This is a genomic window from Vibrio sp. L85, assembly GCF_963871815.1.
In the GTDB taxonomy this organism is placed as follows: Bacteria; Pseudomonadota; Gammaproteobacteria; order Enterobacterales; family Vibrionaceae; genus Vibrio; species Vibrio harveyi.
Window position 1 is genome coordinate 65,862 of record NZ_CAWMYL010000108.1, and the last position, 22,707, is coordinate 88,568.

A 22,707-nucleotide genomic window follows, 5' to 3' on the forward strand; every position below is an offset into this window, starting at 1 on the left:
AAAGAAACCGCTGTATACATGGCAATGCAAGCGATAATGCAATGTCTCGGCAACACACACTCGCTAAGTTCTGTTGACCTCCTTATTTATGCCAGTGGCACACATCATCAGGCTTTACCTTATGATGCTTCAGCAGTTTTAGCTGCATTAGACGCCCCGACATCGCTAGAAAGTTTTGATTTAAACAGTACCTGTTTGTCTTTTCTCTCAGCTCTCAATCTTGCTCAGAACCTTTTCATAGCAAAACGCTACCAACGTATTATTATTGTCACCAGTGAGCTTGCTACGGGCATCACACTGAATCGCAGCTTCACACTCAAACCTGAAGTTGCAACCTTATTTGCCGATGGTGCAGCAGCGTTTTTACTAGAGCAAACAGAGAATGAAGGGCTGATCACAAGCCACTTTGAAACGCATCACGCTGGGTATTCATTCTGTCAAATTAAGGGGGGAGGCAGTCATATCAACCCGCATACTTCAGAGCATCAAGCCTATTTGAAAAACTGCCAATTTGAGATGGAAGGCAAAGCACTGTTTAAGCATGTGCGCAAAACTTTGCCAGCGTTTCTTGAAAAAGGCTTTAGCTCCTCTCCAGTCACTCTTCGCGATATTGACTACTTTCTTCCACACCAAGCGAGTGCTCACGGTTTAAAGAAGTTACCCTCACTTGTCGGTTTACCAAAAGAGAAAACCGTTAATCACTTTTCTACTTTGGGTAACCAAGTCGCTGCGTCACTGCCGATAAATTTGCACTGGCTACGCAACCAACCAGGCACACAAGGGAAACATGTGTTATTGGCGGGCACTGCTGCTGGGCTCTCGTTGGGGATGGGCGTACTTAAATTATGAGAATATTAGTCACAGGTGGCAGTGGTATGCTGGGTAGTGCGATTCTACGAATGTTTCGCCAGCAACATGAACTGCACTTTACTGCGCGAAATACTGTCATCGCAAAACAACTCACAGACCAACTCAATGTCACACCGCATTTAATCAATTTAGAGGATAAATCAGCGGTTCATGACGTATGCCAAGGTATGGATGGGATCATCCATTGCGCTGCACTCTCAAGCCCTTGGGGTAAGTGGGAAGCATTTTATCAATCCAATGTAGATACCACAAAAAACCTTATCTGCGCGGCGAATGCACATCAGGTACCACGTTTTATCCATATCTCCTCCACCAGCGTCTATTTTGACCACAAAGACAGGTGGAACATCCGAGAAACAGACGATATTGCTTCGCGTTGGTGTAATGATTACGCGCACACTAAATACTTATCTGAACTTGAAGCCATACAAGGGCACAGCAAAACGATCATTTTAAGACCTCGTGGTATTTTCGGTCCGAACGATCGCGCGATTATCCCAAGGGTACTTAAAGCGATAAAAAACGACACACTACTTCTGCCATCCGGGCGAAATCCAGTTGTTGATCTGACTTATGTCGATAATGTTGCCCATGCTGCCATGCTTGCTTGCACTCAAGCGGAACAACTTCAACATGGTGACATCTTCAATATATCCAATAATGAGCCAATGCCGATTGAGACCGTGCTAAGAGCTTTATGTGAAGCATTGGACATAAACGTTAAATTAACATCACTCCCATACCGCTTTGTGTTGCCGTTATTAAAACTCAGTGAGCAAATACGGATGCGCTTACCACACCAACCGGAGCCAAAGCTCACTTCATACAGCGCAGGGCTATTTAACTATCACCAAACTCTAGATATCAGTAAGGCGCAACAAAAGCTGAATTACCAACCACTTTTTTCAGTTCAAGAAGGAATCCAACAGTATGCAGACTGGTCTAAAAATAAAAATCTTTGAGGCTGGGCACTGCGTACACCCTGGTTTTGTCGTCAAGCCCGGCTCTGGGTTAAAACCAAGATCGTTTCCAGCGGCTGTCGCGTTAATTCAACACCCAACTCAAGGTAACATTCTGTTTGACACGGGGTATCACGAGCATTTTTTCCGTGCCACTCGCCCCTTCCCTGAACGCTTTTATGCTTGGACAACGCCATGCCACTATCAAAAAGAGCACGGAATTGTGGCTCAGTTAGCAAAAGAGAAAATCGGACCTCATGAGATTGAACACTTGGTTCTTTCTCATTTCCATGCCGATCACATCGCTGCCGTGTCTGAGTTTGCGCACTCTCAACTACATTGCCAACAAAAAGGAGTGGACGCCCTAACTAAGAGTGGTCGAGTGGGAGGCGTAAGAAAAGGATACCTAAAAGCGCTACTCCCTCAACAACTCGAATCCAACTTGGTCATGCACCGTGATTTTTCCATACCAATTGGTGAAATCCTTCCCCATTGCCAAGGCGTTGCTCTGCTTTGTAAAGATATGTTCAACGACGGCTTAATTTATATGGTGAGTTTACCCGGGCATGCTGCTGGTCAAGTAGGGCTTTTAGCGAAGAGAGAGCAAGGTTGGCTGTTCTTATTAGCAGATGCCTGTTGGTTAATCGAGAGCTTGAGTGAAAACATCGATCAACATTGGCTCGCGAACATGCTTTGCGATGATACCCAAGCTTACAAACAAACACTCTCTGAGTTGAGAAATTGCTACCAGAATACCCATCACTTTGTGCGCTTTGTGCCTTCTCATTGCCAAGCGACAATCCAGCAGTTAATTACAGAAGGATGGATAGTGTGAGAACTTTTCTCTCTGAGTTTTGGCGTACACGCTACCGCCCTTTTAGCTCAAGAACACATGTTGAAAAGTGGCAACAAAAACAGATAACACAACATCTGGATTGGGTGTGTCGTCATTCTCCTTATTATCATTCATTTCAAGGAGCGTCACTCTGTGATTTCCCAATCATGAATAAGCAAACCATGATGGAAAATCTTTCTGAGTTAAACACAAAAGGTTTGGATGCAAACTCATTAATGCAACAGGCGTTAGAGGCAGAACAATCACGTAATTTCGCAGCTTCAAAAGTTGGCAATGTAACTGTTGGATTGTCTTCGGGCACCTCTGGTATGCGTGGATTGTTCCTCGCGGATAAACAAGAAACGCAACTCTGGGCAGGCAACATTTTGGGTCGCCTCTTACCCGGCTTGTGGGGAAAACACCGAATTGCTCTTGCCCTGCGAGCCAACAGCCCGTTGTATAAATCCGTAGCAAAAGGTCCCGTTACGTTCTTTTATGCTGATTTAAACAAACCTTACCAAGAGTGGATAAAGGAACTAGATGAGTTTCAACCCACGCTTTTGGTTGGTAGCGCTCAAGCCCTTCAACTCTGTGCTCAATTCAGTGGTCAATTTGGTCAGCCAGCGATCCAGCCAAAGCGGATCATTTCTGGAGCAGAGGTGCTAACCGAGAGCGACCGTCACTATATTTCTCAAAAATTCGATAGTGAATTGCATGAAGTCTATCAATGTACTGAAGGTTTTCTTGCGTGCACGGACCAACAAGGACAAATGCGATGGAATCAAGATATTGTCTATATTGAAAAACATTGGCTAAACGCTGAACGCACTCATTACAGCCCTATAATCACTGATTTTCGTCGCAAAACTCAGCCAATTATTCGCTACCAGCTTGACGATATCATTGAGAGCAAACAGGACGACGGCGTATTTGAACCACTCGGAGCGATTGCCGGGCGATGTGGCGACTGCCTAACATTGAACGCAAGCCAAGTACCAGTGTCGGTGCTGCCTGATCTTATTTACCGATCCATCACTTTAGAAATTCAGGATCGTGTCGATTACCGAATCACCCAAACCGGAGCGCAGGCTATTCAAATCGAGGCGGATGTTTACCACCACCCGAGCATTTATCGAGCCCTAGTAAAACTGTTTGATCAACTAAAGCTTGATCCAGTCACATTCAATTATCGCCCCGCTCCGATTTGGACTCCGATGAACAAACAACGACGAGTGGTGAATACATGCGGATTTTAATCACTGGCGCCCGAGCCCCCGTCGCATTAGAGTGGGCAGCAATGTGTATGAACCATGGACACGATGTCGTTCTCACTGATTCATTAGCACAACCTCTGGGGGCGTTTTTACGAGGCATTGAGCATTACGTAAAAACGGCTTCACCTCGATTTTCGTTTCCTACTTACCAGCAACAGATCCTCAATTTACTAACTCAGCAGCGCATTGATATGGTGATACCGACTTGTGAAGAAGTGTACTATTTGGCACACATCGCCCAACAGTGTCCGAGAGTCCATTTTTTTCTACCCAATTCGACATTACTGCGCTCACTGCACAACAAGTTTACCGTCTTTGACCAACTTCGAGATTTACCCAAGATTTCCCTACCTAAAACTCGTTTGGTTACCGATAAACATGACATTGAGATTGATGCTGGCTCAGTGCTCAAACCAGTTTACTCTCGATTCGGCGGTGAAGTGATACGAGATATTACCCGTCAGTCTATTTCCACTCTCACGATGTCGACTCAACACCCTTGGGTACAGCAAGAAAAAATCCACGGAGCACCTATTTGCAACTACGCGATTTTTGAACATGGTCAAATGAGAGCGCACCAAGCTTATTTACCCAAAAACTGCGTAAATGGCTCTGCCGCTAGTGCATTTCAACCAGTATTTGATGATCGATTAGATGCATTTATGACTGCTTTTGGACACCGGCATCGCTACCATGGTCAAGTTTCATTTGATTTTATCCAGACAAACAATGAGCTATATATAATCGAGTGCAACCCAAGAGCCACTAGTGGTTTACACCTGCTCTCACCGCAATGTATTCAATTGTTTCCCGAACTTGCGTTCTCTTTTCCTACAAAACCGCAGTTACACCATTTAGGTGCGGTTTCGCTTATCGCACAAGGCTTATTATCTCTCTTTAAAACAAATACTTGGCGGGATTGGCTATCTGGCATCAACGTAATGCAGCAACACAACTTACCGATCAGGAGCCAAATGTTGAGCGTTTTTGAACTGCTTCAATTAGCAAGGAAGAACAAAGTGAAATTGGCTGCGGCTTCGACTGTTGATATAGAGTGGAATGGTGAAGAATTGCCTTCATAATGCCTTTCCATCAAAACAGGTTATCAAGTGAGGAAATGGTCTCGCCAGTTAGCTCCTTATCAAACGTAAAGCGACGCCTACTTCTCCGTTGTAATAATTCACCAATGAAATATAAATCCGAAAACTCCGTTCTCTGTAGTTATAACAAGAATGGAGTTTTATTTATGAATGCACGGATCGTCCTTCCCCTATCATTACTTTTTGTCTCTGCCACGTCATTTGCCAATCCAGAATCTTTTGGCATTGTGGGAGGCAGCGTTACCTATGGCGAAAACGTCTTTTCCGTCAAAGACACGCCTCAGTTTGGTGCAACCCCTAACTTGTTCTATTCCGGTCCTATCGGTTTTGTCGATGGTAGCTTAGCAAACTGGCAAGCGTTACCTTATGTGGGGCTATCAGCAAACTGGCGCTTCGCGGAAGTCTCCGATACGTTTGCCGATCTGCCAAACGGCATTGACGATCGTGATGGGAATGGTGAACTTGGTATTACTTTAGGCACTGTTGGCGCGAGATTGACTTATCTGCATGATGTCACCTCAGAACATAATGGCTACGAAGTTCAACTGCATCTCGGTCGGACGCTAGAAACTTGGTTACCACCGTTTACCCTCACCCCCTTTCTAGAAGTCGATTACCGAGATAAAAAACTCTCTAACCATCTGTACAGTGTTTCAGCACAAGAAGCGGCAGCATCAGGACTAAAAGAATTTAAGGCCGATTCTACTTTTGTTTATCAAGCCGGAGTTATTGGTTTGTATGAGTTCACACCATCTTGGATAGGCATTACAAAGGCTGAATTCATTCATCATGATAGTGAGAGTCCTTTGATTCAGCGTGATGTCGGTTGGTCATTGGAAGTCGGGCTGACGTATCGTTTTGCAGGGCTATAAGTAGACAAAAGCCTGCGATAAACGCAGGCTTTGATTGAGCTGAGTGAAGCTTCTAGTTAAGGCGTGTAGTACGTTGCTGCACCTGGACCTACTGGTAGACCGAATACGAATACCCATAGGTAGAATAGAATGCTCCAGCCAACAATGAAGACAATTGAGTAAGGTAGCATGGTAGCAATCAACGTACCGATACCTAAGTTCTTCATGTAGCGTGTGGCTACCGCGAGGATAAGACCGAAGTAGCTCATCATCGGTGTAATGATGTTCGTTGTTGAGTCACCAATACGGTAAGCCGCTTGAATAGTTTCAGGTGCGTAGCCCACCAGCATCAACATAGGTACGAAGATTGGCGCTGTTACTGCCCACTGTGCTGATGCCGAACCAATCATCAAGTTGATGAAGCCACACATTAGGATGAAGGCGAAGAACAACATTGGACCAGTTAGACCAATTTCCTGCAGGAAGCTTGCGCCCGCAACCGCAAATACCTGACCGAAGTTTGTCCACTTGAAGAAAGCAACAAATTGAGCTGCGAAGAATACCAAAACAATGTACATACCCATTGAAGACATTGACTTCGACATTGCATCAATCACATCGCGATCATTTTTCATGGTGCCTACAACGCGACCATAAACAAAGCCTGGTACTGCAAAGAAAACAAAGATAAACGCAACAATACTCTTTAGGAATGGAGAGCCCGCAACCGTACCTGCATCAGAACGCAGAACACCATCAGCCGGAACGATAGTCCATGCCAGTAGTGCAGAAACGACCAATACTGCGATACCCGCCAGCTTAAGACCCTTCTTCTCGACGTCAGTCAAACCACCCATTTTATCTTGAGATAGGTCTTCTGCCGCTTCTTCATCATTGTATTTGCCAAGTTTTGGCTCAACGATTTTTTCAGTTACAAATGCGCCTGTAATCGCGATGAAGAAGGTAGAAACAAACATGAAGTACCAGTTTACTTCTGGACCAACGGTGTAAGTTGGGTCAATCATCTGCGCTGCTGTTTCAGTAATACCAGACAACAGAGGGTCAACCGTACCGATAAGTAGGTTGGCAGAATAGCCGCCAGATACACCAGCAAACGCAGCGGCTAGGCCAGCAAGTGGATGACGACCTAAAGAGTGGAACAGCATCGCCGCTAGTGGAATCAGTACCACGTAGCCAAGCTCAGAAGCCGTGTTTGAAATGATACCAGCGAAAACAACCGTTACTGTAACCATGCGCTGAGATGCGCCCATTACAAGACCGCGCATTGCAGCAGAAAGTAGGCCAGAATGTTCTGCAATGGCAACACCAAGCATCGCAACCAGTACGGTACCTAACGGTGCGAAGCCTACGAAGTTTTTCACTAGGTTAGTTACAATCAGTTGTAAACCTTCAGCATTTAGCAAACTTACAACTTGGATCATGCCATCTGCAGCGCGACCCGGAGCACCTTCAGGGCGAGGATCAACAACGGAAACTTCAAAGTAACCAGCAATGCCGGACATAACTAGGATTGCAAGACAGAAAATGGCGAAAAGTGTGATTGGGTGGGGTAATAGGTTCCCCAAATATTCAACTGTATCTAAGAAGCGCGTAAATAGTGGCTTCTTTGGCGAGTTTTGTTTCATTGAAGCAGATGAACTCATCTGTTCCCTCCTTGTATTTATTCCTGCGCGTTTGTGACAAAAATGTCACAAAGCTTGCGCAGGGTACTCGACACAAGGGTTAAGTGAAAGTTCAAAACGTTACAGAATGTAACCAATAGTCGAACTTATGACCTATAATCGATAAAAATATAGTTATATCACCCACATATAGATCATAAATCAGAATTATAACTCATCACATTCCATAAATTACCACCATATTTATGGTTATTTCTGCACCGCCTTAAAACGTGGATTCGTTTTGCAAATCACGTATAAACGCCCTCTTCTTTTGACAATTTGACAATCAGGATGGCGGTTTTTTGCACTCTTTAATGACTTAACGACTTTCATCTCTTAATCCTTATCTTTGCCAAATTGTCCAAAACGACGATTGAAGTTCGCAATACGACCTTCTGCTTGTACTACACGTTGCTTCCCGGTATAGAACGGATGAGACGCAGACGATACATCGAGTGTGAAATATGGGTAAGTTTTGCCATCTTTCCATTCAATCGTTCGGTCGGTTTGCAACGTTGAACCCACAACAAAATATTCATCTACGCTAGTATCATGAAATATCACAGGTCGATATTCAGGATGGATACCTGGTTTCATATAACTTGTCCTTTTGATTAACTGTTATGTTATAACATTTTAATTAATAATCATTCTCAACAAGAAAAGCAAGCAAAATTTGTGATACTTTGCTCTTTAAACCCCAGTTAAAGATCCTACTCATGTATTCCATTGAGCCTATTGGCGTTATTCAAAGCCCATACAAAGAGAAATTTGCTGTCCCTCGCCAACCTCGTTTGGTGCCGGCCGCGCGCTCACGCGTCAAACTTCAAGGCGCAGCAAATAGTCCAGAAGCCGTGCGCGGATTGGAGCAGTTTTCTCATGTTTGGTTGTTGTTTTTGTTTGATCAGAATTTAGAAGCCGGATGGAAACCAACTGTGCGCCCACCTCGTTTAGGCGGCAATGAGCGTATTGGTGTGTTTGCTTCACGCTCTACCTTTCGCCCCAACGGCATTGGTATGTCTGCTGTAGAAGTCAAAGGCATCAGTAAAAAAGGCGATCAGATCTATTTAGATCTTGGCAACGTAGACTTGGTTGATGGCACACCGATTGTCGATATCAAACCATACATCCCCTACTCGGATTCGATTAGAGAAGCACAAGGCGGTTATGCCGAAGAAGAGCCTGAAACATCGCAGGTCGAATTCTCTGATATTGCACTGGCAACACTCGAAAAGCATAACGATACTGAGTATGTAAAAACAGTTCTCGAGCAAGTTCTGGCACAAGATCCTCGTCCGGCTTACAAGAAAAACAAGCCTGACAGCAAGGAATATGCGGTAAATTTGTTCGATTTAAACGTCAAGTTCACGGTTAGCGATAACTTAATAACAGTTACTGCGATTGAAAGCTTTTGACAAAGGCATTTGGCTGATATTATAGGCGGCTAACAATTTTCCCCTCGTGGGACCTTCATACTCCTGCCCATTCTGGCTTGAGTATCTAACTTTAATAAACGGATAAATTTAATGCGTACCAGTAATTATCTTCTTTCTACTCTGAAGGAGACTCCAAACGACGCAGAAGTAGTGAGCCACCAGCTCATGCTACGCGCGGGTATGATCCGTAAGCTGGCTTCAGGTCTATACACCTGGCTGCCTACTGGTCTACGTGTGCTGCGTAAAGTCGAAAACATCGTTCGTCAAGAAATCGACAATGCAGGTGCAGTCGAAACTTTGATGCCCGTTGTTCAGCCGTTTGAACTATGGGAAGAGACAGGTCGTTCTGAGAAGATGGGTCCTGAGCTACTTCGCTTTACTGACCGTCATACTCGTCCGTTTGTTCTTAGCCCTACAGCTGAAGAAGTGATCACTAGCCTTGTGCGTAACGAAGTGAGCTCTTACAAACAGCTTCCGCTAAACCTGTACCAAATCCAGACTAAATTCCGTGACGAGCGTCGCCCACGTTTCGGTGTAATGCGTGCACGTGAATTCTGCATGATGGATGCATACAGCTTCGACATCGACAAAGAAGGTCTAGAGAAATCTTACCAAGCGATGCACGATGCTTACTGTAAAGCATTTGATCGCATGGGTCTTGAGTACCGTCCAGTACTTGCTGACTCTGGCGCTATCGGTGGTAGTGGTTCTCAAGAGTTCCACGTACTTGCTGAAAGCGGCGAAGACCTAATCGCATTCTCTACTGAGTCTGATTACGCAGCGAACATCGAAAAAGCAGAAGCGGCAGCACCTGCAGGTGAGCGCGCTGAACCAACTCAAGAGATGACGCTGGTTGATACGCCAAACGCGAAAACAATCGCGGAGCTTGTAGAGCAACACGGTCTACCAATCGAGAAGACAGTAAAAACTCTATTCGTGAAAGCGTCTGATGAAGTTGATGCTGACATCATCGCTCTTATCGTTCGTGGTGACCACGAGCTAAACGAAGTGAAAGCAGAAAACCTACCTCAAGTTGCTTCTCCACTAGAGATGGCAACAGAAGAGGAAATGCGTGCACTTATCGGCGCTGGCGCTGGTTCTCTAGGCCCTGTAGGTCTTAAGCTGCCATTCATCGTTGACCGCTCTGTTGCTGTAATGAGCGACTTCGGCGCGGGCGCAAACATCGACGGTAAACACTACTTCGGTATCAACTGGGGTCGTGACGTTGAATTAGGCCAAGTTGAAGATCTACGTAACGTAGTAGAAGGCGATCCAAGCCCATGTGGTCAAGGTACGCTAATGCTTAAACGTGGTATCGAAGTAGGTCACATCTTCCAACTAGGTAACGTTTACTCAGAAGCGATGAACTGTGGTGTTCTTGGTCCTGACGGTAAGAACGTAATCCTAGAGATGGGTTGTTACGGTATCGGTGTTTCACGTGTTGTTGCTTCTGCAATCGAGCAAAACCACGACAAATATGGCATCATTTGGCCAGACGCACTAGCACCTTTCCAAGTGGCTATCGTTCCTATGAACATGCACAAGTCTGAAGAAGTGAAAGAAGCGGCTGAGAAGCTGTACGCTGAACTGACGGCTATGGGTATCGAAGTACTATTCGATGACCGTAAAGAGCGCCCAGGCGTAATGTTCTCTGATATGGAACTTATCGGTATTCCTCACACTATCGTGATCGGTGATCGTTCAATGAAAGAAGGCAACTTCGAGTACAAGAACCGCCGCTCTGGTGAGAAGACAGCCGTTGCAATGGCAGACATCGTTGAGCACGTTAAAGCTCAACTACAATAAGCTGCACTAAGCACACTGTGCTGAATATATAGCGATGAAAAGGGTTGGCTTCGGTCAGCCCTTTTTTACGTTTGCTTTTCTAAGTGTATAGACCCTTTCTAATATTTGCGTTGTTAATCTTTGGTTCAGATTCATCACCTTACACTGGATTTAATCTAGTAAGGAGGTCACTCATGGATCTAAAAAGTCTTCTTAACCAAGCGCTCAAATCAGACCTAGTCAAGCAAGGCGCCGATGCTCTTGGTAAACAAACTAACAATATCAAGTCTTCATCGAGCTCTAACCAACTGAAAACACTTGGTGCGGGCGCAATTGGTGGCGGTCTTATCGGCATGCTAATGGGCTCTAAGAAAAGCAAAAAGATGGCGAAGAAAGTGGGCACTGGAGCTCTAAAAGTCGGTGGCGCAGCGGCGTTAGGTGCTCTGGCTTACAAAGTCTACAACGATTGGCAAGCGAAGCAGGATACGCAAGGCGTCAACGAAACCTTCGATCCTGATGACAACAAACACGCGAAACTGATCCTTAAAGCCATGATTGGTGCAGCCAAAGCTGATGGTCATGTCGATGAACAAGAAATGGCTCGTATCGAACAAGCCCTGACAGAGATGGGCGCGGACGAACACGTAAAACAACTGGTTCATCAAGAACTTCACAAGCCTCTTGATCCTGCAGAAATTGCGCGCTTGGCAACATCACCGCAACAAGCATCAGAAATTTATCTCGCGTCATTGATTGTGGCAGATGAACAAAACTTTATGGAAAAAGCCTACTTACAAGAGCTTGCGAAGCAGCTCAATCTTTCTCCAGAAGTCACACATCAATTGGAAACACAATTACAGTGATGAATGTTTGCTCAAGTTGTCTGTGAATTTGAGCCAAAACAATTCTCTGCTTTGAGTTTCAAAACGGCTATGTGTATATTTGAGAGCAGTTATCATTTATTAAGGATTTAGCCATGCAAGTATACGGCTGTTGTGATTTGGTTCGTGAGCTTTACGCTCAAATTGGTAGTGGCGACCAAGCTTACGTTCCTCAAGCAATCTCATGTGCAGTAAGAGCACTAAATGATGTTGCTGCTGACGAGTCTTTACCAAAAGACGTTCGTGATAAAGCAGCATTTGCTGCAGCAAATCTACTGATCTCTGATTTCGAGGATAAGTAATGAATCTAGCGAACTTCGAATCCATGGATCCAATCATGCTGATGAGCATCGTCAACATGAAGCTGCGTGATGACTTTGGTGGTGATCTGGATAAGTTGGTTGCATTCTTTGATATCGACCGAACAGCACTTGAAGCAAAACTAGCTACGGCGGGTTTTGACTTTCTGCCTGACGCTGGCCAGTTCCGTTAATCGCTAACCAATACGGACAACGTAAGCAACGAATAGAAAAAAGGGCTTGATGCATTCATCAAGCCCTTTTCTTTTGTGCTTTGCGTAAGCTGATTAGCCGAACGAAGCCCAGATAACTGTCGCGACCAGAATCGGACAAACAAACTTCACGTATGCCGGCCACAGCTTACCGAACCAACCTTGAGTGAACTCCGGACAGCCTTGCTCAAGTTCTTTAATCTTCGAGTGACGGTTCCATACCCAACCACCAAATAAACAGAACAATAACGCCGCCATAGGCTGTAAGTATTGCGTTGCGATAGTCGCAACCATGCCAAACAGAGCACCAAAGTTAAATACGATAACCACACTAAATAGCGCAATCAGACCACCTAAAACCCAACTCGTCGTGCTACGTTTGGTGTTAAATCGCTCACCCACCAATGCCACTGGGCATTCAAGCATCGAGATAGATGATGTCAGTGCCGCAATCGTCAGTAGTAAGAAGAAGACGATTGAGAACAGTTGACCAAGCAAACCTAAGCTATCAAACATCAATGGCAGAACAGTAAATACCAGCGTATCAGAACTCAATAGCGAACCATCTTCTGCGTAGATTTGAACGCCTTTTTGCATCGCAACGAACATCGCAGGCATCACCACTAGACCCGCAATAAAGGCAACTGCGGTGTCTACCATGGTTACGTTCATTGCCATCTTCGGTAGGTTCTCTTTCTTGCTTAAGTAAGAGCCGTAAATAAGCATCGAACAGCCACCAATGGTCAGAGAGAAGAAGCCCTGTCCCATTGCTGCAAGAATAAGCTTGCGATCCCATACTTTCTCGAAATCAGGCACTAGGTAGTGCTTCAAACCTTCCATCGCACCGTTTTGCGTCATGATGTAGATGAACAGCAGACCAAATAGAACAAACAGTGCAGGCATTAGTCGTGTAGACCATTTCTCAATGCCTTGCTTCACGCCGCCTTGTACGATCAAAATGGTTAATACATAAAATGTAATCGTACCAAACAAATTGCGCTCAACACTGAAGCCTTTCAACCATTGTGTTGCTGCCTCCATGCCCATAATGTCGGTAATAGCCCCCAACATAAAGCAAATCAACCAGCCGCCAACAATCGAGTAAAATGCCAAAACAGCACTTGGCACACTCAGACCAATCCAACCAACAAGACCACCAAGCTTTTTGCCTATTGGGTTGTCTGTTAGAGAGCGCATACTATCAACTGGGTTGGCTTGACCATGACGACCGATCGCCATTTCAACCACCAGCATTGGAAATGCAACGATAAGAATCATCACCAAGTAAACCAACAAGAAGGCACCACCGCCGTTACTTGCTGCTTGAGTAGGAAAACCCCAAATGTTACCTAGACCCACCGCAGCACCAGCTGCCGCTAAGATGAATCCAAGGCGAGAGCCAAAATGCTCACGAGGCTGAGAAGAAGTTTGTTGTGTCATACCACTCACACAAAATATCAATGAACTAGCTGACTAGTACACTATAGCAATATCGTCTACTCAACAAGAGTGATTAGGTTAATTACTCGACAATCGGATCAATTAGCAGACATTCAGTTTGTAAATTTCCACGTACATCTCATATTCACCACGTATCCGTTTTTGTCCTTTTGATGAATTTATAAATCAGCGTGAAGTGAGCCGAAAAATAATGAGTCGGTTTGTAAAGCATGAATAGTTCAGCGTGATTTCGTGTTGAAAAGTGAAACATTACGCTTCGATTTTCTCTCCTGAGGTCTATTTATCAACTAGTTATCTAACTATATCTGTTCATGTTCTTGCGAACATCGAGTAACTCAAGGAGAGAAAAATGAAGTTCACTCTACTGCATGGTGCAGTGATAGCGACCCTTAGTGTTAGCTATCAAGCTCAAGCCTACAATTGCCAAACTTTACCTGTATGGGATAACACAACGGTTTATAACTCCGGTGACCAAGTGCAAACCAAAGGGGCTGCGTATGAAGCGGCGTACTGGACACAAGGTAATGATCCGGTAAACAATTCAGGTCCATGGGAGGCTTGGAAAGGTCTTGGTCAATGTGATGGTGGCAGTACAAACCTACCTCCTACGGTGTCCTTCTCTTCCCCCGCGAATAATGCGCAAATCCCAGAAGGCAGCGTGATCACCTTATTAGCCAATGCCGCAGATGAAGATGGTCAAGTCGCTCAAGTTGAATTTCTTGCCGGGAACCAAACCGTGGCTATTGTAACCCAATCCCCGTTCCAAGCTGACTGGACAGCATTGGAGGGGGTCTCTCAGTTAACGGCGATCGCAACCGACAATGAAGGTGCCGTAACCACAACCAATGTGTCTATCTTCGTTCAACCACAAACCGAACTACCACCGCCAGTCGTTTCTCTAACGAACCCAACAGGCACAGAAACACCAAGTGTAGGTGACACTATTTCGGTAACCGCCGATGCAGCAGACAGCGATGGTTTAGTCACCCAAGTTGAGTTCTTCATAAACAACCAATCGGTTGCCGTCGATACCACTGCACCGTACGAATACGTCTGGACTGCAGCAGTTGGAACTCATACCTTTAAAGCGCAAGCAACCGACGATTCAAACCTATCGACCATGAGTCAAGAAGTCTCACTCGTCGTCAGTGACTCCAACTCTGGTGGTTGTGCAGACGCCGTGCCTTATGTTGCCGGTAACCGCTATGAAGTCGGTACACTAGTCTCTAACCTCAACCAGAAATACCGCTGTGATGTTGCAGGTTGGTGTTCTTCTGATGCAGCCTGGGCTTATGAACCGGGTGAAGGTTTGTACTGGCAAGATGCGTGGACTGGCTTAGGAGCCTGCTCAACGCCGCCTCAAGTTGCTATTACCGCACCAGGTGAAGGTCAAGTCTTACTTGCTGGTAGCAATGTTGAAATCTCAGCAGATGCCAGTGATGCAGATGGTAACGTGAGTCAAGTTGAGTTCTTTGCTAATAGCACCAGCTTAGGCGTGGTCGCTCAAGCGCCATATTCCGTTTTATGGAATGCAACGCTAGTTGGCACAAATCAACTTAAAGCCGTTGCAACAGACAACGATAATAATATTTCCGAGTCTGTTGTTAACGTGACAGTGAGTGACCAAGACTTGGTGATTTCATTGACGTCACCGAGTGCAGGTCAAACCGTAGGTTTAGGTAAAAATCTCGTCCTAAGCGCGGATGCAACCTCATTAACCTCTGGCGTTAAACACGTCGACTTTATGGTGAACGGAGCAATTGTCGCAACAGACACGACAGCACCTTACTCGACGAACTGGACACCAGCCGCGATAGGCAACTTTACGGTAAGCGCTCAAGCCACCGACCTTTCAGGCACAACAGCACTCTCTGATGCCGCTTCTATTGCCGTGGTCGAGAAAACCGAGAAACGCCACAAGTTGATTGGCTACTGGCACAACTTCGTGAACGGCGCAGGCTGCCCTATCCGCTTAGCTGATATGTCTGATGCATGGGACGTGATTGATATTGCCTTTGCAGAAAATGACCGCAACAGCGATGGTACCGTACATTTCAACTTGTACTCTGGAGACATCTATAGTGATTGTCCTGCATTAGATCCAACCCAGTTCAAACAAGATATGGCTGCATTGCAAGCCAAAGGTAAGAAGTTTGTTCTATCTCTTGGTGGCGCTGAAGGTACGATTACACTGAACACCGACCACGATGAAGCAAACTTTGTATCGAGCCTGACCGCACTGATTGCCGAATGGGGCTTCGATGGTTTGGATGTGGATCTAGAAAGTGGTTCTAACCTACTGCATGGTTCGCAAATCCAAGCGCGTTTAGGTCGAGCTTTGTTGCAAATTGAACAGAACATGGGCGGCGATATGTACCTCACCATGGCACCAGAACACCCTTACGTGCAAGGTGGCTATGTGGCTTACAGCGGCATCTGGGGCGCATACATTCCAGTGATCAATGAGACGCGCAGCACGCTCGACCTACTACACGTACAGTTGTACAACAATGGTGGTTTGCCAAACCCTTACTTACCAGGATCGGCACCAGAAGGCTCAGTGGATATGATGGTGGCGCAATCTAAGATGTTGATTGAGGGCTTTGAATTAGCAGATGGCACCATGTTTGAGCCACTGCGTGATGACCAAGTCGCGATTGGCTTGCCATCGGGACCGAGCTCAGCTAACTCTGGTCAAGCACCAACACAGAACATCCTTGATGCGTTAGATTGCTTAACCAAGGGCACTTCATGTGGCACAGTGAAACCAGCGTTCAACTACCCGAACTACGCTGGTGTGATGACATGGTCAATCAATTGGGATGAGCACGATGGCTTTAACTTCTCAAAACCAGTGGGAGACAAGTTAACTCAAATGAATGCTGAATAACTCGAATAGATACTGAATAGTACCCATGTAAAAAGAGCGCCGATAATAGGCGCTCTTTGTTGTTTCTGCTTCGCAAATTAAATCGTGAAGACTTGATAGTCTTTTAGCTCTGGAATTTTCTTCAGCAGATCCTGTTCTTCACCAGCCATATCATCCAGTGATTCACACAAATCTTCCGCTTGTTTCTCTACGTCTTTCGAGTGCTCTGCTAGGCGTTCTTGTACCTTAGCTTGCAGTTCTGTCATGCTTTCAGACAGTGCAGTTAAATTCAAACCACCATCTTCTTTCATCTTGGCAGACAACGCATCAAAAGCGCTGGCTAGGAATTCTTTGTTGAAAATTTCTTGCGCCTTCTCGAAGTCCTTTGACCACGATTCTGTCATCGACTCAAAGCTGTCAGCAGGCAGAATAAAATCACCATCTTTGTAGTAACGCGCTTCCACATCTGCGAAGAAGTCCTTTATCGCGACTTTAACATTATCAAACGAGTCTGGCGCATCAAGACTGACCGCAATGTCATCAATAATGTCGTTCGCTAATGCTAAGCCATCACTTGCCAGTTGTTTTGCTTGGGGAATATAAGCATTCATCTTTTCGCGGTAATTCTCGATTGCCGCTTTCTGATCATCATCAAGCTCAATCAGTTCGCCTTTAATGAACAGGTTATTGTCTTCGTCGACAACCGCTTTTTCACCATTGGTATGTACGACTTCTAAGTTCTGACCATCCATACGAACTTCGTTGTTAATATCGACGCGACACTGGGCTGCATAGCCACTGGCGCTGATGGTCAACAATGAGAGTGTGAGCAGTTTCTTCATTACTTTCTCTTTTTTCATGATTATTCCGCTTAACTATAACAACCAACTATGGATACGATGTCAGCAAATCGTCACGACTTCATAACAATTTGTTTTATCTCCAATTTTTACATCAATCTCTTCCCCTTCTTCTCTGCCAATCAAAGCACGACCAAGGGGAGATTTTGGAGTAAGTACAAATACCTCTTTGCCTTGCCATTTAACAGTCAGTCCACCAGAGCAAGGACCGATAAAAAAGGTTTTTTCAACATCGTTCTCGTCGACTAATTCCACATAAGCACCAACCGCGATACGAGCATCGACAAAGTCACGTAGGACAAGAGCACGGTACTGACGAAGCTCTTCTTCACTTTCTTGCACACGCATCGCTTGCCCGTGCGCCAGATACGAAGCTTCAAGTGCTAGGGTGTCGTACTTGTGCTCTGGCACTGTTTCTTCATCGGTCGCGGCGTCAATGGCTCTTTGTGTCGAGGCGTGAGCAACGTGCAATTTATCTTCAAGTTGTTGAATGATTATTTGGACTAAATCAGCTTTGTTCATACTTTTAGGGCGCGCGTTAGGTACTCAGGGTGTGTTAATGTAACCCAGTTTATCATCAAACCAAGGTTTCCCTATTATGCAAAGTGCCTCGCTTCAGCAAACGCTTCAATCTGTGTTCGGATTTGACTCATTAAGACCCGGTCAACAGCCGGTGATTGAAGCAGTGATGAACGGACACTCGGCAGCAGCCATCTTTCCGACTGGTTCGGGGAAATCACTTTGCTACCAACTTCCTGCAACCCAGTTACCACACCTAACACTGGTGATTTCACCACTTCTTGCTCTGATGAAAGATCAGCTCGGTTTCCTGCAAAGTAAAGGCATAGCTGCGGCATCTATCGACAGTAGCCAAAGCCGAGAAGAAGCGCAGCAAGTTATGGCTGGCGTGAAGAATGGGCAGATTAAGATTTTGATGATTTCGGTAGAGCGGCTCAAGAACGAGCGTTTTCGTGAATTCATTCGTCAGATTCCGCTCTCTTTGATGGTGGTCGATGAAGCACACTGTATCTCGGAATGGGGTCATAACTTCCGTCCTGACTACCTTAAACTGCCACAATACCAACGTGAACTGAATATCCCTCAAACGCTCTTGCTAACCGCAACGGCAACGCCAGCGGTTATCGAGGACATGCAAAACAAGTTTAATATCGCTGGTGAGAACATTACGGTTACTGGCTTCTATCGTCCTAATCTCGATATTTCTGTGGTGCCTTGCGACGAAGAAAATAAGCAAACGCAACTGAATGACATCATTGCTGCAACACCTAAACTACCGAGCATCGTGTATGTCACTCAGCAACAGACCGCTGAGCAAGTTGCCAGCTCTCTTATCCGTTTAGGCATCAATGCTCACGCTTATCATGCGGGTATGAAGAGCGACATTCGTGAAAAAATTCAACAACAGTTTATGGACTCGCAAATCGACTGCATTGTCGCAACAATCGCATTTGGGATGGGGGTAGATAAATCTGATATTCGCCGTGTTATTCACTTCGATTTACCAAAATCTATCGAAAACTACGCACAAGAAATTGGGCGCGCCGGACGTGATGGACAGCGTTCGGAGTGTATTCTTTTGGGCAATACCTCCGGCTTAACGGTATTAGAGAACTTTGTTTACGGTGACACGCCAGAGCCAAGCTCAATCAATTATGTACTGGAGCAAATTCGCGAGAACACTCCGCAGTGGGAGGTGATGGCATTGCGATTGTCTCGCGACAGCAACATTCGCCAACTTCCGCTAAAAACCTTATTAGTTTACCTAGAGCTGGCAAAAGTAATTGAAGCCAAATACAGTTATTTCGCAGAATATCGCTTCAAGTTTTTACAAGAACAAAGTTTCATCCTCAATCAGTTCCAAGGCGAGAGACGTCAGTTTGTTGAAGCCATTTTTGCTTGTTCAACCAAAGCCAAAGTATGGTGCCAAGTGGATTTAGAAGCATTATGGATGAACTATCAGTCTGAGCGCAGCCGTGTAGTTGCGGCGCTAGATTACTTCCACCAAAATGGCTGGATTGAATTAGAAAGCAAACAGCTTACGGATGTGTACTCGGTTCTCCCTGCCACTCAAAGCCAAGAAGCTATCTCTCAGCATTTAATTGAGTTGTTCCAATCCAAAGAACACAAGGACATTGAACGAATTCATACTATGTTGAGTCTGTTCCAATCGTCAGACTGTTTAAGTCACCAACTGGCGCAGTACTTTGCCGATCACGATGCTCCAACTCAATGTGGTCACTGTTCAGTGTGTCGTGGACAAGTCGCATCTTTTCCTCAACCACAACAAACACAACCTGAATTGGCACACCTATCCACTTGGGTTGATGAATTTGTCCAGCTTTCACCAACGGCGATTAGCAATGCAGCTGTCGCACGCTTCTTATGTGGAATTAGCACACCAATTATCACGCAACTGAAAGCGAGCAAGTTACGCGGTTATGGGTCAATGGCAAATGTTTCTTTTGAACAAGTACTAAAGCAGGTTGAATTAGCGCGAGCTTAGAAGAAACTCAATTGACGCGCTTGTTGCTCAGGCTTGAGCATCACACTTAAGCCTAATAAGCGTATCTCTCGACCATTTTGGCGCTTGAGTATATCTCTTAACAGTTCTTTAAAGTCATCGAGCTCTAACTGAGGGTGGATGTGCTCAATTGTCGTGAGTTGAAAATCGGCAAATTTGAGTTTAATACCCTGTTTGATAATAGACTTATCTGGACTGGCTTTTTCCAAACGTTTCTCTAGTTCAGGGTAGAGCTTGTCTTCAATCACCTGCCAGCATTCATCGTAAGTCACAATGTTTTCGCTAAAGGTGCGCTCGACCCCAACCGACTTACGTTCACGCTCAACCACCACTTCACGATCGTCGATGCCATGACTACGTTTCCAAAGCGAAGCACCTTGGCGTCCAAATTGACGTAGCAGCTCACGATAGTCGCTGTTTTTGATATCCTCACATAGGTAAAAGCCCGCTTGATGTAGCTTCTCCAAGCTCACTTTACCAACTCCTGGAATCTTTTCTAACGGCAGTTTGTCTACGACTTCTTGAACCTTTTCTGGCGGAATAACAAATTGTCCATTGGGTTTATTCATGTCTGAAGCCACTTTGGCAAGAAACTTAATCGGTGCAATACCTGCCGATGCAGTAAGTCCAAGCTCATTCCAGATATCATTGCGGATCGATTCTGCGATTAAGGTTGCAGAACCCCGACAAGCAGTCGAGTCAGTCACATCAAGATACGCCTCATCAAGTGATAGTGGCTCGATAAGTGGCGTGTATCGCTCGAAAATGGTACGGATCTGTTGGGACACTTGTTTGTATACGTGCATTCGTCCCGGGACGACGAGCAAATGGGGGCAAAGTTGAAGCGCTCTGGCTGTTGGCATCGCACTGCGCACACCGAATTTACGCGCTTCATAGTTACAGGTGCTGATCACGCCGCGTTGTTTCTCATGACCGCCAACGGCAAGCGCAATACCACGATAACTGGGGTTGTCACGCATCTCGACCGCTGCATAAAAGCAATCCATATCAACGTGAATTATTTTTCTGACTCGCTCAATCACGTTCCGCACACAAATAAACACTGTTTAAAAAAACAGTATAGCTGTAAATACACGTATTGGAAATAGTGTTATCTGGAGTCAGGTAGCAACAATTTTTCATGGCATTAAAGTGACATTTCATTATTATTGACTTCTATAACACTAAAGTTGATTTATATACGAAAGTAGGGAAACTTTTTGAGTAATAAAATACTGGTCGTCGAAGACAGTCGCGCCTTTAATAACTACTTACAACAAATCTTAAATCAGGCGGGTTATGAAGTACTTGCTGCCGAAAGCTATGCGGAAGCACAATCTATTTTAACGTCTCAGCCTGAGCTTCTCTGTGCAGTTTTAGATTACTGCTTACCGGATGCGCAGGACGGTGAGATCATCGATTTAGTCCTTTCTCACCAACAAAAAGTCATCGTGCTTACGGCGATGTTGCAAGATGATGCTCGTGAAAAGATGCTGGCAAAAGGCGTACTCGATTACATCTTAAAAGACAGCATGGCCTCCGTTTCTTACCTTCTTCCTCTGATTAAACGCCTGACCAACAACCAGCAACACAAATGTCTGGTTGTTGATGACTCAATGACGGTTCGCCGCCATGTCGTACAATTACTTGAGCATCAATACATCCAGACATTGCAAGCCGAGAATGGTCAACAAGCAATCGAAGTTATTGAACAAAATCCAGATATTACCTTGGTTCTGACCGACCATGATATGCCAATCAAAGATGGCATCACTATGATCCGAGAGCTTCGCCAAAAGCTCGATAAAAACCAATTGGCGATCCTTGGGATCTCTGGAAGTGATGACCACTCAATGACAGCGCGCTTTCTAAAAGCGGGAGCAAACGACTTTCTGTACAAGCCTTTTAATCAAGAAGAGTTCTTTTGTCGGGTCCATCAAATCTTGGATATGAAAGAAGCCACAACAGATTTATTTAGAATGGCGAACCAAGATTCACTCACTGGCTTATGGAACCGTCGCTTTTTATTTGGGCAAACATGTGACAACGATGAGCAACGCAATATTGCTATGCTAGATATCGATTTCTTTAAGAAAGTGAATGATAACTATGGTCATGATGGTGGCGATGCTGCACTTGTTATGGTCGCCAATATATTAAAAATCTATTTTCCTGATGATGTGATTGCACGATTCGGGGGCGAAGAGTTTTGCATCCAAGCCTACGGCAGCTACGACGACTTTGTGACACGTTTAGAGCAAATGCGTCAACGCGTAGAGAAAACTCCGATTCCTTATCAAGATAACCAGATTCAAGTAACCATCAGCGTCGGTGTTTCAAACATCAAGGGCAATTTAGATCAGCAAATTAAAGTCGCGGATGACCGTTTGTATCAAGCGAAAGGAAACGGGCGGAATCAAACCGTATCTCAGTAGACGGCACTTAATGTCACCAACCTAATTCAATATTCAAACAGAAACCAAAGCCGAAAAAACAAAACCCAGCCATTCGCTGGGTTTTATCATTCTTATTATCGCATATTAAGCAATGCGATCTTTTTCCCATGCAGCAAGCTTCTCAGCGCGGGCTGCTTCACGTGCTTCACGCTTCTTACGTGCATCACATGGTTCTGGGCAGTTACATACTTTCTCAATACCAACCGCACCCAGACCGCCACAGCTGCCTTTCACGACCTTCTTTTGGAAGATGTAACCAACTGCCATCGCTGCAATTACCGCAACAAAGACAGCAAAAGTAATTAGAAATGTACTCATAAGGACATGCTCAC

At 45.2% G+C, this 22,707-nt stretch carries 22 protein-coding genes; 14 read left to right on the top strand and 8 right to left on the bottom strand.

Annotated features, from left to right (window positions below; translation table 11 throughout):
* Nucleotides 1-18 precede the first annotated feature (18 nt).
* From AACR11_RS10300 to AACR11_RS10325, 6 genes are all read left to right on the top strand, one after another.
* Nucleotides 19-849 (top strand): ketoacyl-ACP synthase III, encoded by an 831-nt coding sequence (locus tag AACR11_RS10300; RefSeq protein ID WP_017189225.1) that lies wholly within the window; start codon nucleotides 19-21, stop codon nucleotides 847-849.
* Nucleotides 846-1,832 (top strand): NAD-dependent epimerase/dehydratase family protein, encoded by a 987-nt coding sequence (locus AACR11_RS10305; protein ID WP_079324713.1) that lies wholly within the window; start codon nucleotides 846-848, stop codon nucleotides 1,830-1,832. Before AACR11_RS10300 ends, AACR11_RS10305 begins: the two co-directional genes overlap by 4 nt.
* On the top strand, nucleotides 1,801-2,664 hold the full coding sequence (locus tag AACR11_RS10310; RefSeq protein ID WP_079324715.1) for an MBL fold metallo-hydrolase: 864 nt from the start codon (nucleotides 1,801-1,803) through the stop codon (nucleotides 2,662-2,664). The genes AACR11_RS10305 and AACR11_RS10310 overlap by 32 nt, the downstream gene beginning before the upstream one ends.
* On the top strand, nucleotides 2,652-3,920 hold the full coding sequence (locus AACR11_RS10315) for a F390 synthetase-related protein (RefSeq protein ID WP_029790436.1): 1,269 nt from the start codon (nucleotides 2,652-2,654) through the stop codon (nucleotides 3,918-3,920). The genes AACR11_RS10310 and AACR11_RS10315 overlap by 13 nt, the downstream gene beginning before the upstream one ends.
* Nucleotides 3,908-5,020, top strand: coding sequence for an ATP-grasp domain-containing protein (locus AACR11_RS10320; protein WP_029790435.1), 1,113 nt, complete (start codon nucleotides 3,908-3,910; stop codon nucleotides 5,018-5,020). Before AACR11_RS10315 ends, AACR11_RS10320 begins: the two co-directional genes overlap by 13 nt.
* Before the next feature lie 164 nt (nucleotides 5,021-5,184).
* Nucleotides 5,185-5,910: a MipA/OmpV family protein gene (locus AACR11_RS10325; protein ID WP_029790434.1), complete on the top strand. Its 726-nt coding sequence runs from the start codon at nucleotides 5,185-5,187 to the stop codon at nucleotides 5,908-5,910.
* A gap of 56 nt (nucleotides 5,911-5,966) precedes the next feature.
* On the opposite strand, the gene AACR11_RS10330 is transcribed toward AACR11_RS10325, so the two are convergent.
* The 3 genes from AACR11_RS10330 to AACR11_RS10340 form a co-directional block, all read right to left on the bottom strand.
* Nucleotides 5,967-7,553, bottom strand: coding sequence for an AbgT family transporter (locus AACR11_RS10330; protein ID WP_029790433.1), 1,587 nt, complete (start codon nucleotides 7,551-7,553; stop codon nucleotides 5,967-5,969).
* 228 nt (nucleotides 7,554-7,781) lie between these two features.
* Entirely contained in the window at nucleotides 7,782-7,907 is a 126-nt protein-coding gene (gene ykgO, locus AACR11_RS10335) for a type B 50S ribosomal protein L36 (protein ID WP_004744821.1), read from the bottom strand.
* Between the two features lie 3 nt (nucleotides 7,908-7,910).
* A complete protein-coding gene (locus AACR11_RS10340; protein WP_029790432.1) occupies nucleotides 7,911-8,171 on the bottom strand; it encodes a type B 50S ribosomal protein L31 in 261 nt (86 codons plus the stop codon).
* A gap of 122 nt (nucleotides 8,172-8,293) precedes the next feature.
* Between AACR11_RS10340 and tsaA the strand changes: the two genes are divergently transcribed.
* The 5 genes from tsaA (at nucleotide 8,294) to AACR11_RS10365 (ending at nucleotide 12,169) form a co-directional block, all read left to right on the top strand.
* Nucleotides 8,294-8,989, top strand: coding sequence for a tRNA (N6-threonylcarbamoyladenosine(37)-N6)-methyltransferase TrmO (gene tsaA, locus AACR11_RS10345; RefSeq protein ID WP_029790431.1), 696 nt, complete (start codon nucleotides 8,294-8,296; stop codon nucleotides 8,987-8,989).
* A gap of 111 nt (nucleotides 8,990-9,100) precedes the next feature.
* A complete protein-coding gene (locus AACR11_RS10350; RefSeq protein ID WP_029790430.1) occupies nucleotides 9,101-10,816 on the top strand; it encodes a proline--tRNA ligase in 1,716 nt (571 codons plus the stop codon).
* A gap of 173 nt (nucleotides 10,817-10,989) precedes the next feature.
* Complete coding sequence (locus AACR11_RS10355) at nucleotides 10,990-11,658, top strand: tellurite resistance TerB family protein (protein ID WP_029790429.1); 669 nt, start codon at nucleotides 10,990-10,992, stop codon at nucleotides 11,656-11,658.
* 113 nt (nucleotides 11,659-11,771) lie between these two features.
* Nucleotides 11,772-11,978: a YaeP family protein gene (locus tag AACR11_RS10360; protein WP_005446221.1), complete on the top strand. Its 207-nt coding sequence runs from the start codon at nucleotides 11,772-11,774 to the stop codon at nucleotides 11,976-11,978.
* Nucleotides 11,978-12,169, top strand: a complete 192-nt coding sequence (locus AACR11_RS10365; protein WP_005446222.1) for a DUF4250 domain-containing protein — start codon at nucleotides 11,978-11,980, stop codon at nucleotides 12,167-12,169. Before AACR11_RS10360 ends, AACR11_RS10365 begins: the two co-directional genes overlap by 1 nt.
* A gap of 93 nt (nucleotides 12,170-12,262) precedes the next feature.
* Here AACR11_RS10365 and AACR11_RS10370 read toward each other — a convergent pair whose 3' ends face one another.
* Nucleotides 12,263-13,627, bottom strand: a complete 1,365-nt coding sequence (locus AACR11_RS10370) for a sodium-dependent transporter (protein ID WP_017817741.1) — start codon at nucleotides 13,625-13,627, stop codon at nucleotides 12,263-12,265.
* Nucleotides 13,628-13,997: 370 nt separating this feature from the next.
* Between AACR11_RS10370 and AACR11_RS10375 the strand changes: the two genes are divergently transcribed.
* Complete coding sequence (locus AACR11_RS10375) at nucleotides 13,998-16,538, top strand: Ig-like domain-containing protein (protein WP_079324717.1); 2,541 nt, start codon at nucleotides 13,998-14,000, stop codon at nucleotides 16,536-16,538.
* Between the two features lie 77 nt (nucleotides 16,539-16,615).
* Here the strand turns inward: AACR11_RS10375 and AACR11_RS10380 are convergent, their stop codons facing one another.
* Together AACR11_RS10380 and AACR11_RS10385 are read right to left on the bottom strand one after the other, a co-directional pair.
* A complete protein-coding gene (locus AACR11_RS10380; RefSeq protein ID WP_079324731.1) occupies nucleotides 16,616-17,359 on the bottom strand; it encodes a YggN family protein in 744 nt (247 codons plus the stop codon).
* Nucleotides 17,360-17,419: 60 nt separating this feature from the next.
* Nucleotides 17,420-17,899, bottom strand: a complete 480-nt coding sequence (locus AACR11_RS10385; protein ID WP_005446230.1) for a GreA/GreB family elongation factor — start codon at nucleotides 17,897-17,899, stop codon at nucleotides 17,420-17,422.
* Nucleotides 17,900-17,975: 76 nt separating this feature from the next.
* Here AACR11_RS10385 and AACR11_RS10390 point away from each other — a divergent pair, with 76 nt between their 5' ends.
* Complete coding sequence (locus AACR11_RS10390) at nucleotides 17,976-19,901, top strand: RecQ family ATP-dependent DNA helicase (protein ID WP_009698657.1); 1,926 nt, start codon at nucleotides 17,976-17,978, stop codon at nucleotides 19,899-19,901.
* Here the strand turns inward: AACR11_RS10390 and dinB are convergent.
* Nucleotides 19,898-20,962 (bottom strand): DNA polymerase IV, encoded by a 1,065-nt coding sequence (gene dinB, locus AACR11_RS10395; protein WP_029790427.1) that lies wholly within the window; start codon nucleotides 20,960-20,962, stop codon nucleotides 19,898-19,900. The two genes, AACR11_RS10390 and dinB, sit on opposite strands and share 4 nt — an antisense overlap.
* Before the next feature lie 177 nt (nucleotides 20,963-21,139).
* Between dinB and AACR11_RS10400 the strand changes: the two genes are divergently transcribed.
* Entirely contained in the window at nucleotides 21,140-22,354 is a 1,215-nt protein-coding gene (locus AACR11_RS10400) for a diguanylate cyclase (RefSeq protein ID WP_029790426.1), read from the top strand.
* Between the two features lie 105 nt (nucleotides 22,355-22,459).
* Here the strand turns inward: AACR11_RS10400 and nqrM are convergent, their stop codons facing one another.
* The gene (nqrM, locus tag AACR11_RS10405) at nucleotides 22,460-22,693 is read right to left on the bottom strand and encodes a (Na+)-NQR maturation NqrM (RefSeq protein ID WP_005436655.1); all 234 of its coding nucleotides are present in this window, start codon (nucleotides 22,691-22,693) and stop codon (nucleotides 22,460-22,462) included.
* Nucleotides 22,694-22,707 lie beyond the last annotated feature (14 nt).